16 protein-coding genes are annotated in these 13,028 nt (G+C 66.8%); 8 read left to right on the top strand and 8 right to left on the bottom strand.

The genetic code is table 11. The annotated features are described in order from the left end of the window. Positions 1 to 7 precede the first annotated feature (7 nt). The 3 genes from ELY12_RS00465 to ELY12_RS00455 form a co-directional block, all read right to left on the bottom strand. On the bottom strand, positions 8 to 748 hold the full coding sequence (locus ELY12_RS00465; protein ID WP_126174736.1) for a LytR/AlgR family response regulator transcription factor: 741 nt from the start codon (positions 746 to 748) through the stop codon (positions 8 to 10). After that, entirely contained in the window at positions 741 to 1,958 is a 1,218-nt protein-coding gene (locus tag ELY12_RS00460; RefSeq protein WP_338142037.1) for a sensor histidine kinase, read from the bottom strand. Before ELY12_RS00460 ends, ELY12_RS00465 begins: the two co-directional genes overlap by 8 nt. Before the next feature lie 78 nt (positions 1,959 to 2,036). Next, positions 2,037 to 3,563, bottom strand: a complete 1,527-nt coding sequence (locus tag ELY12_RS00455) for a fumarate hydratase (protein ID WP_126174761.1) — start codon at positions 3,561 to 3,563, stop codon at positions 2,037 to 2,039. A 162-nt stretch (positions 3,564 to 3,725) separates the two neighbouring features. Between ELY12_RS00455 and ELY12_RS00450 the strand changes: the two genes are divergently transcribed. From ELY12_RS00450 to ELY12_RS00430, 5 genes are read left to right on the top strand one after another with little or no spacing between them, the layout of a single operon-like run. Next, the gene (locus ELY12_RS00450; RefSeq protein WP_241229660.1) at positions 3,726 to 4,322 is read left to right on the top strand and encodes a protein-L-isoaspartate O-methyltransferase family protein; all 597 of its coding nucleotides are present in this window, start codon (positions 3,726 to 3,728) and stop codon (positions 4,320 to 4,322) included. A gap of 2 nt (positions 4,323 to 4,324) precedes the next feature. Then, positions 4,325 to 5,815 carry a TolC family outer membrane protein gene (locus ELY12_RS00445; RefSeq protein ID WP_126174735.1) on the top strand — a complete coding sequence of 497 codons (1,491 nt, stop codon included), beginning with the start codon at positions 4,325 to 4,327 and terminating at the stop codon, positions 5,813 to 5,815. Positions 5,816 to 5,832: 17 nt separating this feature from the next. Continuing rightward, complete coding sequence (locus ELY12_RS00440; protein ID WP_126174734.1) at positions 5,833 to 6,348, top strand: DUF2497 domain-containing protein; 516 nt, start codon at positions 5,833 to 5,835, stop codon at positions 6,346 to 6,348. A gap of 42 nt (positions 6,349 to 6,390) precedes the next feature. Beyond that, the gene (locus ELY12_RS00435; RefSeq protein ID WP_126174733.1) at positions 6,391 to 8,520 is read left to right on the top strand and encodes a S9 family peptidase; all 2,130 of its coding nucleotides are present in this window, start codon (positions 6,391 to 6,393) and stop codon (positions 8,518 to 8,520) included. Continuing rightward, positions 8,517 to 8,891, top strand: a complete 375-nt coding sequence (locus tag ELY12_RS00430) for a (2Fe-2S) ferredoxin domain-containing protein (RefSeq protein WP_126174732.1) — start codon at positions 8,517 to 8,519, stop codon at positions 8,889 to 8,891. Before ELY12_RS00435 ends, ELY12_RS00430 begins: the two co-directional genes overlap by 4 nt. Here the strand turns inward: ELY12_RS00430 and ELY12_RS00425 are convergent. Then, positions 8,888 to 9,187 carry a hypothetical protein gene (locus ELY12_RS00425; RefSeq protein ID WP_126174731.1) on the bottom strand — a complete coding sequence of 100 codons (300 nt, stop codon included), beginning with the start codon at positions 9,185 to 9,187 and terminating at the stop codon, positions 8,888 to 8,890. The two genes, ELY12_RS00430 and ELY12_RS00425, sit on opposite strands and share 4 nt — an antisense overlap. Positions 9,188 to 9,296: 109 nt before the next feature. Here ELY12_RS00425 and ELY12_RS00420 point away from each other — a divergent pair, with 109 nt between their 5' ends. From ELY12_RS00420 to xth, 3 genes are read left to right on the top strand one after another with little or no spacing between them, the layout of a single operon-like run. Continuing rightward, positions 9,297 to 9,728 carry a CBS domain-containing protein gene (locus ELY12_RS00420; protein ID WP_126174730.1) on the top strand — a complete coding sequence of 144 codons (432 nt, stop codon included), beginning with the start codon at positions 9,297 to 9,299 and terminating at the stop codon, positions 9,726 to 9,728. A 31-nt stretch (positions 9,729 to 9,759) separates the two neighbouring features. Then, complete coding sequence (gene erpA / locus ELY12_RS00415; RefSeq protein WP_126174729.1) at positions 9,760 to 10,089, top strand: iron-sulfur cluster insertion protein ErpA; 330 nt, start codon at positions 9,760 to 9,762, stop codon at positions 10,087 to 10,089. A 10-nt stretch (positions 10,090 to 10,099) separates the two neighbouring features. After that, entirely contained in the window at positions 10,100 to 10,879 is a 780-nt protein-coding gene (gene xth / locus ELY12_RS00410) for an exodeoxyribonuclease III (RefSeq protein ID WP_126174728.1), read from the top strand. A 2-nt stretch (positions 10,880 to 10,881) separates the two neighbouring features. Here xth and ELY12_RS00405 read toward each other — a convergent pair whose 3' ends face one another. The 4 genes from ELY12_RS00405 to ELY12_RS00390 form a co-directional block, all read right to left on the bottom strand. Then, entirely contained in the window at positions 10,882 to 11,532 is a 651-nt protein-coding gene (locus ELY12_RS00405; protein ID WP_126174727.1) for a cell wall hydrolase, read from the bottom strand. Positions 11,533 to 11,727: 195 nt separating this feature from the next. After that, positions 11,728 to 12,066, bottom strand: a complete 339-nt coding sequence (locus ELY12_RS00400; protein WP_126174726.1) for a DUF1491 family protein — start codon at positions 12,064 to 12,066, stop codon at positions 11,728 to 11,730. A gap of 2 nt (positions 12,067 to 12,068) precedes the next feature. Beyond that, complete coding sequence (locus ELY12_RS00395) at positions 12,069 to 12,533, bottom strand: PaaI family thioesterase (RefSeq protein ID WP_126174725.1); 465 nt, start codon at positions 12,531 to 12,533, stop codon at positions 12,069 to 12,071. Continuing rightward, positions 12,520 to 12,981, bottom strand: coding sequence for a PTS sugar transporter subunit IIA (locus tag ELY12_RS00390; protein WP_126174724.1), 462 nt, complete (start codon positions 12,979 to 12,981; stop codon positions 12,520 to 12,522). Before ELY12_RS00390 ends, ELY12_RS00395 begins: the two co-directional genes overlap by 14 nt. Positions 12,982 to 13,028: the final 47 nt, after the last annotated feature.

The following is a 13,028-nucleotide window of genomic DNA, read 5'->3' as shown; positions in this document are numbered from 1 at the left end:
GAAACCTCTAGCGGCCCGCCATCGCCTTGACCTTGGCGAGATAGGTGCGGCCGATCCGCAAAGTGTCGCCATCGTCGAGCTCGATCGACCATACACCCAGTCCGTCGTGGCGAAGCCCGCGAATGCAGTCGCGCCGCAGGATCGTGGAACGATGGATGCGGATGAACTGCGTCGGATCGAGCCGCGACTCCAGGCCCGCAATCGTCTGCAGCAACAGATAGCTGCGGTCACCGACGTGCAGCCGCACATAGTCGCGCTCAGCGTCGATCCGGCTCACTTGCGCTACTTCGATCCGCAACAGCTCGGCGCGGTGCGGCACCCATAGCTCTTCCAGCCACGCGCCTTCGGTATGGCCGCCATCACTGCCCCGTCGCGCGAGCGCGCGGTCGATCGCCCGTCGCAGCCGCTCGGGCGCCACCGGCTTCAACACATAGTCCACCGCGTCGAGGTCGAACGCCTCGACCGCGAAATGTTCGTGCGCAGTGACGAAGATCACCGCCGGGCGGCGCGACTGCTTGGCGAGCTTGCGCGCCACCGCCAAGCCGTCGACTTCGGGCATCGTCAGGTCAAGCAGGACCAGCTCGGGCGAGAGCGCCTCGATCAGCCGCAGCGCGGCAGCACCGTCGCTCGCGGTGCCGATCACTCGCAATTCCGGCAAGCGGGCGCATATGACCTGCATTCGTTCGACCGCGAGCGGCTCATCGTCAACGATCAGGGTGCGCAGCTCCGGTGAAGGGGTATCAGTCATGATGCACCAGCGGCAGCCGCAATTCGCTGCGATATCCGCCCTCGACCGGGCCCGAAACGATCATTGCCTCTCCTCCAAAGCGGGCTGCCAGCCGGTCCCGCACGTTGGCGAGGCCGATCCCGAAGCCCCCGCGCGCGGTACCGGGGACACCCGGCCCGTCGTCGCTGACGGTGACCACGAGACGCCCGAACTCCTCGCGCGCAGAGATACTGATCGTCACCGGCCGATTGACCGGCGCGACCGCGTACTTGACCGAGTTCTCGACCAGCGGCTGCAGGATCATGCCGGGGATGCGCGCATCGGCCAGTTCATCCGGCAAGTCGATCTGGACGCGCAGGCGGTCGGGAAACCGGAGCGCTTCGACCGCGAGATAGTCGCGCTGCAGGGCGATCTCGTCGGCCAGCTCCGCGTCGCCGGTGGGATCGTCGGCCAGGCTGTGGCGATAGAAGCTCGACAATCCCTGGATCATCTCCTCGGCGCGTTCGGACTTGCCGGTCATCACCAGCGACGACAGCGAGTTGAGCGCGTTGAACAGGAAGTGCGGGTTCACCTGATAGCGCAGCGAGCGCAGCTCGGACGCACGCGCGGCGTTGCGGAAGCGCGCCTCACGCCGTTCCGCCGCCCGGGTGCGCTCGCCGGCGAGCAGCGAGAAATAGAGCGCGGCCCAAGCGAGAAACAGGAAGTAGCGGCCGAGCGCGAGGTCGAGCAGCGCCACCATGCGCGTGCCCGCGCGGTCTTCGTTGGGCAGCACGAGTTGCGCGCGCGGCCCGTCCGATCCCAACGGATCGGCGCCGTCGGTTGCATCGGCCGCGGGGCCTTCGATGACGAGGTTGCCCGCCTGGTCGCGGCGCAGCGCGTAGCCCTGGCGCTCGGCGACCTTGGTGTTAACGCGCTCCTGCACGTCGGCGAACACCCGCTCGTTCGCCAGCACGATGAGAATGGCAGCGGGCATCGCAAGGATCAGCGCGGCGACGATCTGTAGCCATAGCCGTCGGCGATCGAACAATTGCAGGACCAGCCAGACCATCAGCGTGATGGCGACGCCCGCGAGGCATACCAGGCCCCGCCGCCACAGCAGTTCGCCCTGCATCTCCAGCCCGATCGCCGAGCGGATGGAATTGAGGACGAAATAGCACAGCCACAGGCCGGCGATCGATGCGATCACCGCGCGCAGGGGCACGCGCACGGGCGCGTCGATGTCCATGGCCATCATTGAGGGCGTGTTAGCCGCGCTCACGCCCTCAGCGCCAGCACCAGTGTCGATCCGAGTCGGCGCTTCATCGAGTGATCAGCCGGTCGGCAGCAGGTGATCGCGCGCGATCCGTTCGCGCCATTCGGCCGGTGCGAGCGTGTGGACGTTGGCACCGGTCGCATCGACCGCGACGGTGACGGGCATGTCCTGCACCCGGAATTCGTAGATCGCCTCCATGCCCAGATCTTCGAACGCGACCACTTTCGCTTCGCGGATCGCGCGCGCCACGAGATAGGCCGCGCCGCCCACCGCCATCAGGTAGGCAACTTTGTGTCTGGCGATCTCCTGCACCGCGCCCTGCCCGCGCTCGGCCTTGCCGATCATCGCCAGCAGGCCGAGCTCGAGCATCGTGTCGGTGAACTTGTCCATCCGCGTCGCGGTGGTCGGGCCGGCGGGGCCGACCACTTCGCCCATCACCGGGTCGACCGGACCGACGTAGTAGATCGCGCGGCCCTTGAAGCTGACCGGCAGCTCCTCGCCCTTCGACAGCATGTCCGCGATGCGCTTGTGCGCCGCGTCGCGCCCGGTCAGCATCGCGCCGTTGAGCAGCAGGCGGTCGCCGGCCTTCCAGCTCCGCACTTCCCCCGGTGTCAGGTGATCGAGATCGACGCGCTTGGCTGCCGCATCGGGCGTCCAGTGCACTTGCGGCCACTCGTCGAGCTTGGGGGTCTCGAGGAAGCTCGGACCCGAACCGTCGAGCGTGAAATGCGCGTGGCGGGTGGCGGCGCAATTGGGGATCATCGCGACCGGCTTGCCCGCCGCGTGGCACGGCCAGTCCATAATCTTGACGTCGAGCACGGTCGCAAGGCCGCCCAGCCCCTGCGCGCCGATGCCGAGAGCGTTGACCTTGTCGAAGATTTCGATCCGCAGCGCTTCGATATCGTTCTGCGGCCCGCGTGCCTTGAGCTGGGCCATGTCGATCGGCTCCATCAGGCTCTGCTTGGCGAGCTTGACGCAGTGCTCCGCCGTTCCGCCGATGCCGATCCCGAGCATGCCTGGCGGGCACCAGCCCGCACCCATCTGAGGCAGCATCTCGATCACCCAATCGACGATCGAATCCGACGGGTTCATCATCTTGAACTTCGACTTGTTCTCGCTGCCCCCGCCCTTTGCCGCGACATCGACCGACACAATGTTGCCCGGCACCATCTCGACCGACAGCACGCACGGCGTGTTGTCGCGGGTGTTGCGGCGGGTGAAGGCAGGATCGGCAAGAACCGAGGCGCGCAGCTTGTTTTCGGGATGATTGTAGGCCCGGCGTACGCCCTCATCGACCACCTCTTGCAGCGACCTGGCGGACTTTAGGCGACAGTCTTGGCCCCACTGCACGAACACGTTGACGATGCCGGTGTCCTGACAGATCGGCCGATGCCCCTCGGCGCACATGCGGCTGTTGGTGAGGATCTGCGCGATCGCGTCCTTCGCGGCCGGGCCTTGCTCGGCGTCGTAGGCCGCGCCCAGGGCGCGGATGTAGTCCATCGGGTGGTAGTAGCTGATGAACTGCAAGGCGTCGGCGACGCTGTCGATCAGGTCGTCCTCGCGGATCATCACCGGATCGCCCATTTTCAAGTCGCTCATCGAAACCTATTCCTTGCCTGTAGATTCGCAACAGTGCGATAGTCTTCACCGTGCCAAGCCGTCAAAGCGCTTGGCGCACCAATGGCATGTGCGTAAGAGCAGGGCGTTGACCTGCTGTGTTATACGAGCAATACAGGTTTCGTGAAAATGGCCTCCGCCGCCCCATCGACCACCGATTTCGACGCCGCGCGGCGCGCTATGATCGACAGCCAGCTGCGCACCAGCGGCGTCAACGAGCCGTGGGTGCTCAGCCGCTTTGCGAGCGTTCCGCGGGAAGACTTCGTTCCGCCGGCTGCGCGCGCGGTGGCGTATACCGATCGTGCAGTGCCGCTCGACGGCAACGGCATGCTTGCCGCGCCGCTGGTCCACGCGCTGATGCTGAATGAAGCGCGTCCCACCGCCGCCGACCGGGTACTCGTGATCGATGGCGGGAGCGGCTACCTGCCGGCGCTTCTGGAAGGCCTGAGCGGTTCAGTGACTGCCATTGCCCCGGCCGAGGCGCTGAAGAGCAAGACCGGCGACTTCACCCTGATCCTGATTGACGGCGCGGTCGAGCATGTCCCGGCTGCGCTTGCCAAGCGGTTGGCCGATGACGGCCGCGTGGTCGCCGGCGTGATCATGGACGGAGTGACCAGGCTCGCGGTCGGCCGCAAGGCCGCGGGCGAGATCGCGCTGCTGCCGCTCGCCGAGCTCGGCATCCCGCGCCTGCCGGCGTTCGACAAACCCAGGGCGTGGAGCTTCTGACCGTGACACGTTTTGGGCTGAGGCCGGCACTGCTCGCCGGAGCGGCGGCGACCGCGCTGGGGCTGTCTGCTCCCGCCGCGGCGGACACGCTGCGCGACGCGCTCAACGGCGCCTACCGCACGAATCCGACGCTGCAGGCCGCGCGGGCCCAGCAGCGCGCGATCGACGAGAACGTACCGCTAGAGAAGGCCAACGGCCGCCCGAGCGCGGACGCCAGCGTATCTTACGTCGAGTTCGTCAAGCAGAGTTCCGCCAACTCGACTTCCCCGGACCGGTCGCTCAGCGCCAATCTCGACCTCGGTGTGCCGATCTACAGCGGAGGGGCGGTCAAAAACGCGGTCCGCGCAGCGGAAAACCGGGTCGAGGCGGGCCAGGCCGATCTGCGCGGAACCGAATCGGCGATCTTCAGCCAGACGGTCGCGGCCTACATGGACGTGATCCGCGGCGAAGCGCTGGTGGGTCTCAACGCCAACCAGGTCGACGTGCTGCGGGTCAACACCCAGGCAACCAGCGACCGCTTCGAGATCGGCGACCTCACCCGCACCGACGTTGCGCAATCGCAAGCGCGCCAGGCGCTTGCCGAGGGCGATCTCAGGAGCGCGCAGGCCAACCTCATCGCCGCGCGCGAGGACTACATTCGCCTGACCGGCATGGCGCCCGACGATCTCCAGCCGCCGCCGCCGTTGCCCGGCCTTCCGGCCAGCCTCGACGACGCGGTGGCGACAGCGATCGCCAACAATCCCGATATCATCGCCGCGCGCGAGCGTGCCGAAGCATCGGGCTTCGACATCAAGACCGCCGGCGCCAGCCGCCTGCCGCGCGTGTCGGTGTTCACCGGCAGCGACTATAGCAACACGCTCGGTTCGCTGAGCATCCCCGGATCGCCCGTGAACATCTCCCAATCCGGCCTAGGCGTGCAGGCCGGGGTGCAGGTGTCGGTGCCCATCTTCCAGGGCGGCCGCCCCGCTGCGCTCCAGCGCCAGGCGCAGGCGCGTTCGGCTGCCGCGCAGGAGCAAGTGATCGGTGCCGAGCGCGACGTGATTGCGCAAGTGCGCTCGGCCTGGTCGAGCTGGCAAGCCTCGACCCAGATCATCACCAGCACCCAGAGCGCGGTCGACGCCGCGACGCTGAGCCTCGAAGGCGTCCGCGCCGAAAGCACGGTCGGCAACCGCACGATTCTCGACATCCTCAACGCCGAGCAGGAATTGGTGGTCGCCCGCTCGCAGCTGGTGACCGCGCGCCGCAATGCCTACGTCGCCGGGTTCAGCCTGCTCGCCGCGATGGGCAAGGCCGAGGCGCGCGATCTGGGCCTCGGCGACGACGGCCCGCTGTACGATCCCCAAATCAATTACGACCGCGTGAAGAACAAGTGGTGGGACTGGGAGCGCGATCCCGATCCGGTCGCGCAGTCCACTCGCACCGTTGACATCCCGGCTCCCACAGCGGAGATTCCCGTTAACGATGATTCGGGCGTCACCACTGGCGTCCAGTGAGGCGGGGGCCCAGGAAAATGCGCCAGGACGGCGAAGCTTCGGTCGAGGAAATCCTCGAATCGATCAAGAAAGTGATCGCGCGCGATAACCGCTCGGCGGCGTTCGACGTGCGCCGGCGTCGTGAAAACGAGGGCGTCAGTGAAGCGCCTGCCGAAGTCGCGCCCGAGCCCGCCGATGAAGACGAAGCCGAGGAGGTGCTCGACCTCGCCGCAGCCGATTTCGTCGAGCAGGCGCCTGACGAGTTCTCGGAAGAGGATGATTTCGAAGACGACACTGAGGTCGCCGAGGACGCCGCGCCGCTCGTAACTGAGGCTGCGCGGGCATCGATGCGCGACAACCTCGCCGCGCTTGCCCTGCTGTCCGAACCGAGCATGCCGCCGCAGATCGTGCGGTCGGGTGAGACTTCGCTCGAAGGGCTGACCCGTGACCTGTTGCGACCGATGCTCAGTGAATGGCTCGACAAGAACCTGCCCGAGATGGTCGAGCGCATGGTCAAGGACGAGATCGCCCGCATCGCCGGCAAGCGCGGCTAAAGGCGCTTTCCTCCGCCTGGCCTGCAAGCTACGCGGGTCACCATGAAAATCAGCACCGGGTTCGTCGCCCTCGCCGCGCTGTGCGCGCTTCCCAGCCCTGCCGCCGCCAAGCCCAGGGCGCCGAAGCCCGACACTCGGGCAGCCATGAGCGCGCAGGACCTGGTGACGCTCCCCCGACTGGGCGGCGCCGCGGTCAGCGGTGATGGCTCGCTGGCGATCTACCCGATCACCGAGACCGACCCGGCCAGCTACAAGCGGACCACGGCGCTCTACCTGCGCAGCTTGACCGACAAGCGCGGCGCGCCGGTCAAGCTCGACCTCGGCGGCACCGCTGGCAGCCCCGCGTTCGCCGATGACGGCTGGCTCTATTTCCTGTCCGATCGCGGCGCAGGGGGCACCGATCAGGTCTGGCGCGCCCGGGTGAGCCCGGCGGGCGCGGTGAGCGACGTAGCACAGGTCACCTCGCTCAAAGCCGCGGTCGGCGGTTTCACCGTCTCACCCGATGCGACCAAGATCGCGGTGTTCGGCGACGTCGGCCGCGAATGCGCGAGCTTCGGCTGCGATCCGGAAGGGTCGACCCACTTGCCCGGACCCGGCACCGGTCGACTCTACGATGCCGACACCGGCTTCGTCCGTCACTGGGACCAGTGGGAAACGCCCGGCGTCTATGGCCGCACGTTCGCCTTCCCGCTGGTGAACGGTAGGGCCAGCGGCGACGGCGTTCCGCTCGACGGACCTAACGGCAAAAATGCGCTGGTCGGCGATACTCCCACCAAGCCGTTCGGCGGGGGCGAGGACATGGCTTGGGCCGCCGACAGCCACGGCTTGTTCTTCGCCGCGCGCAAGGCCGACGCCGACGAACCGCGCTCGACCAACATCGACCTGTGGTTCAACGACCTGTCGGGTCGCGCGCCGATCAACCTGACCGAGAGCAACCAGGCGACCGATACGCTCCCCGCGCCATCACCCGACGGCAAGTGGCTCGCCTACGCCGCGATGGCGCGCCCGGGCTACGAGGCCGACAAGCTGACCGTCATGCTACGCGAACTCGCCACCGGCAAGGTGCGCGCGCTGACCACCGACTGGGACCGCTCGGTCGGCTCGCTCGCGTGGACGCCCGACTCGAAGTGGATCGTCGCCACCGCCGGCGACGTGCTCGACAACCCGGTCTTCCGGATCGATCCGACGAGCGGCAAGGTCGAGAAGCTCGACCTGATGGCCGGCAACGAGGCGCACATCGGCGATGTCATCCCGCTGACCGGCGGCGACCTGGTGTTCACCCGCAACTCGATCGGCGCGCCCAACGAGCTCTACGTCGCGCGTAATTGGGGTCAGGCGATGCCGCTGACCGATGCGGCGACCACCATCCTTGGGAAGCGCGCCCCGATCGTCACCCGCCGTTTCAGCTTCAAGGGCGCGAACGGCGACACTGTCTGGGGCCAGATCACCAAGCTCGACGGCCGCAAGGGCCCGATGCCGGCGATCCTCTACGTCCACGGCGGACCGCAGGGGAGCTTCGACGATTCTTGGTCGAACCGCTGGAACCCGCGCGTGGTGGCCAGCCAGGGTTACGCGGTCGTCTCGGTCGATTTCCACGGCAGCACCGGATACGGCCAGGCCTTCACCGATGCGATCACCAACGATTGGGGCGGCAAGCCGCTCGAGGACCTGCAGAAGGGCTTCGCCGCGGCGGCCGCTCTCGATCCGCAAGTCGATACCGACAACGCATGCGCGATGGGCGCGAGCTACGGCGGGTACATGATGAACTGGATCGCCGGCCGCTGGCCCGACAAGTTCAAGTGCCTGGTCCAGCACGACGGCGTGTTCGACGCCCGCGCCATGGCCTACGAGACCGAAGAGCTATGGTTCGATACCTGGGAGCACGGCGGCAAGACCTACTTCGAAGACCCCGCCGCCTATGAGAAGTGGAACCCGGTCAACTACGTCGACCAGTGGAAGACGCCGATGCTGGTGATCACCAGCGAGAACGACTTCCGCATTCCCTACACCCAGGGCCTCGCCGCGTTCACCGCGCTGCAGATGAAGGACGTGCCAGCGCAGTTGCTGGTGTTCCCGGACGAGAATCACTGGGTGCTCAAGGGCAAGAACTCGCTGCAGTGGCACAACACGGTGTTCGACTGGCTGTCGCGCTGGTTGAAGCCGAAGAAGTGAGCGAGGCGGTCGATCTAGCGAAAGCGCGCATCGCGCTCGCCAAGATCGGCGGCGAGCATGTGCAGCGGCAGATCTTCCTCTGCGCGATGTCGGACAAGCAGGCGTGCTGCTCGCGCGAGGAAGGAACGCGCGCGTGGAACTTCCTCAAGCGTCGGCTCAAGGAGCTCGGACTCGTCGGCAAGACGGTGCAACGGACCAAGGCCGACTGCCTGCAAGTGTGCGAGGCCGGCCCGGTCGCGGTCGTCTGGCCGGACCAGGTCTGGTATCACTCGTGCACCGAGCAGACGCTCGAGCGGATCATCCAGGAACACCTGATCGGCGGCGAGCCGGTCGAGGAATTCCGGCTGCGCGAGCTGCCTCGTCTGACCTAGCGTCGCCTATCGTGAGGATCGTCGTCCATGGTGGCGACCGATTCATCATGGCCCGTGCCGTTCGACATGAACACCAGCCCCATCAGCGCGGCCATCAGCAGCATCGAAGCGCCCACGCCCAAGCCGGTCGCGATGTAAAAGTGGATCGGCACCGGCGGTCCGGCGAGCCACAAGTACAGCAGGATCGCCACCACGGTGACACCGGTGATCGCGCACATCAGGCGCATCATCCGCTTCCAGCGCGCCCACGCAAAAGCGGCGCTGGTCGGGTCGTCGAGCGGCGAGGGCTTGGTCATCTCGAGGCAGATGGGCCGATGACAAGCGGCTGGCAATGGCGGCACGCTGGCCAATCGCACGATTTCATGGCATTCTAGCGGCCTAGGGAAGAGAGAAAGGGAGAGTCCGATGGACATCGCCCACCTGCTGACGCGGCGCGCGAGCTCCGAGGTGATTACCTGCGACGCGGACATGCCGATGCGCGCGGCATTATCGATCCTGGCCACCCGCCGCATCGGCGCCTTGCCGGTCATGCGGCACGGAGAAGTCGCGGGGATATTCTCCGAGCGCGACGTGATCTACTGTCTCGAGCGCGAAGGCGAGGCGAGCCTCAACAAGCCGGTCGGCGAGGTGATGACCGCGCCCGCGATCACCATCGAGCCATCGACCCGGATCGAAGACGCGCTCGAGATGATGACCCGCCGCCGCATCCGTCACCTGCCGGTGGTTCAGAACGGCGCGATGTGCGGCTTCGTTTCGATCGGCGATCTGGTGAAGGCACAAGTCGATGCCATCGCAGGTGAGGCCGAGGCGATGCGCGTCTACATCCAGACCGCTTGAGCCGCGCCGCCTAGCTCCCCATATCGGCCGCATGACCGAACCGCTCACACTCACTTCCAACGCCGCCAAGCGGGTGGCCGCGATCGCCGGCAAGCAAGGCAAGCCCGCGATCCTGCGCCTGTCGGTCGAGGGCGGCGGATGCTCGGGCTTTCAATACAAGTTCGATCTCGCCGACAGCGCGGAGAACGACGATTCGGTCAGCGAGACCGACGGAGTGCGGCTGGTGGTCGATCCGATCAGTCTCGACCTCATCGCCGGCAGCACGGTCGATTTTGTCGAATCACTCGGCGGCGCGGCGTTCAAGGTCGAGAATCCGCAGGCCGCCGCCGGTTGCGGTTGCGGTTCGAGCTTCGGCATCTAAAGCTCCCCGGATGCGCATCGCATCCTTCAATATCAATGGGGTAAAGGCGCGCCTGCCGCGTCTCATCGAGTGGCTCGAGGAGCGCCGCCCCTCGGTCGCCTGCCTGCAGGAAGTGAAGAGCCAGGACGAAGGCTTCCCGTACGAAGAGTTCGAGAGGATCGGCTACCAGGCGATCTGGCACGGCCAGAAGGGCTTCAACGGGGTCGCCATCCTCGCCGATGGGCAGAAGCCGGTCGAAGCGCAGCGCACCCTGCCTGGCGATCCGACCGACGAGCACGCGCGGTACATCGAGGCCGACGTGAACGGCGTGCGGGTAGTGTGCCTCTACCTGCCCAACGGCAACCCGGTGCCGGGGCCCAAGTTCGACTACAAGCTCGCGTGGATGGAGCGCCTGCGCACGCGAATGCGCGAGCTATGGGCGCTTGAGCAGCCGGTGGTGGTAGTCGGCGACTACAACGTGATCCCCGAGGACAAGGACGTGTTCTCGCCGCGCGCGATGGCGAGCGATGCGCTGATGCAGCCCGAATCGCGGGACGCCTATGCCAAGCTGCTCGGCGACGGGTGGACCGACGCGCTCGACACGCTCAATCCGCGCGGCGGGGTGTGGACCTTCTGGGATTACCAGGCGGGCGCGTGGCAGCGCGATCACGGCTTCCGCATCGATCACCTGCTGCTGAGCCCCGAGGCCGCCGACCGCATGGTCGCCGCCGGCGTCGACAAGGAATACCGCGGCCGCGAGAAGGCGAGCGACCACGTTCCCGTTTGGGTCGAGCTAGCCGACCCCGCCTAACCTCACCGATAGAAGATGTGGCTGTCGATGGTCGCGCGGGCGATCTTCGTGCGGCTCCAGCTCGGCTTCACATAACGCGCGTGGAAGTAGAGGGAGTCGCCGGCCTTGCTGTCCCACAGGCCCTCATGCGCAATGCGGGCGATGGCGGTGGCGCGGTGCCACGCGGCCGAGCCGCGATCGATCCGCGGCATGGTGCCGCCGCGTACGAACGAGAACTGCGACGGCTGGTAGACGACCCCGCAATAGTCGGACGGGAACACGCCCGATTCGCTGCGATTGATGATCACCTGGCCCACCGCGAGCTGGCCGGCGAGCGGTTCGCCGCGCGATTCGAAATAGATCGCGCCGGCGAGGCATTCCATCTCGCGCGACATGGTGCCGCCCTCGGGCATCGCGGCGACGAGCTCGCTCAGCGAACCGGCCTCGGCCAGGCGCGCGTCGGCGGCCTTCCGCTCGGGGGTCGGCTGGACGACTTCCTGGGAAACGAACTGGACCGGAGTGGCCGCTGCGGGCACCGTCTCGTCGGTCAGAGCGACGACGGGAGCCGCACGGGTCTCGCTGACTTCAGCGTTGGCGCCGGAACCCTCGGCGGCAAAGAACGTAAGGAAAGCGGTCGCGGCAAGCGCCGCGAGCGTGGCACGGTGAAACTGCATTGGTCCGTCGATTTAGGCGGTGAACGCGCTCAGTCGCAGGCCAGGACCCACCGCGTTCAATGCGCAGAACGGGTCCGATTATTCAGCCTGCCGGCCGCCCCCCGTCTGCGCGCTGGCTGTCCGACCCCATGTCGTCCAAGCCGCCTGCGTCCGTAAAGGTGAGGCGCAGATAGATGCTGCACCTGCGAAGTCAAATCAGCCCGGCAATCCTGCGATGAACCGTTCTGAATCCGGGACGTCCGCCTCAATTAACCATAAATCGGGGTCTCGCTCGCGCATCCGATCGAGAATCGCAAAAAAATCTCTCTGATTTTCAACATCTTGCCGACGCGTCTCTGTGAAAATTCGGTTCCCATCGACTTGCGGGAGGCGTTCCAACAGACGCACGGTTTCACCACCTCGGCTAAGAATAACCAGCGCGATCGTACCTGCGTCACGCTCCCCTGTGGCGAGCACAGTGGCGAATCCACCACCCGCTTCGGCGAGCCGCCGGATCGCAGCGACCTCCAGATGCGCGGGCAAGCGGGCGTCCATTATCAGGTCCCGGCGTAGCCAGGCAGGCTCGACAGCGCGATGCGCGAACGCATGAAGGTGCCGGTGCCGCGCCCGATCTCGTCGCCTTCGGCATCGATCAGCCGCGATTCGCCCACCAGCACGCGCTTGCGCCCGCTGATCCAGCGACCCTCGGCCACGACGTCGCCCCCGCGCACCGGCTTGGTAAAGTGGAGGTTGAAGGAGGTGGTCAGCAGGAAACGATCGGTCACCAACGTGTTCGCCGCGTAAAACGCCGCATCGTCGAGCATCTTGAAGTAAATCGTCCCGTGCGCCGCGCCCGCCGCATGGAACACCTCCGGCTCGACCGTGAAGGTCAGCCGCGAACGCCCCTCGCCGACGATTTCCAACCGCGATGGGAACAGCCGATTGACCGGCGCCGCCACGTAGAGCCGTTCGAGCGCGCGGTAGTGCAGCGCCGCGCCGGCCAACCCGTCAGGCGGCGTCACGATCGGAAGCGTTGGTCAGCAGGGCGTAGAGCGTCTCGGTGTCGGACGCCTCGGTCAGCGCGCGGTGCATGTCCTCATCGCGCACCATCCGCGATAGGGCAGCGAGGGCGTGCAGATGAGTCGCCCCCGCGTTGGTCGGAGACAAGAGCCCGATGACGAGATCGACCGGCAGCCGATCGGCCGCGGCAAAGTCGATCGGCGATTCCAGCTTCAGCAGCGCCGCCACCGGCCGCGACAACCCGTCGATCCGCGCGTGCGGCAACGCCACGCCTCGCCCAAACCCGGTGCTGCCGAGCGCCTCGCGTTCCTGCAGCCCATCGAGCACGTCATCGCGATCGAGCGCGTAAACCTTGGCAAATCGGTCGGCGAGCGCATCGAGCACAGCCGGTTTGGTGCCGGGCGCTGCGGTCCAGACGGCTTCGGGCAGGAGCTTGAAGATGGCGTTCATGCGCGTTCGGTCTTCATACACAAGGTGGCCGCCGAAATGGCAGCGCG

Source organism: Tsuneonella rigui, from assembly GCF_003958625.1.
In the GTDB taxonomy this organism is placed as follows: Bacteria; Pseudomonadota; Alphaproteobacteria; order Sphingomonadales; family Sphingomonadaceae; genus Tsuneonella; species Tsuneonella rigui.
Note: the sequence above shows the minus strand (reverse complement) of the source record. Positions and strands in the feature narration are given on the sequence as shown.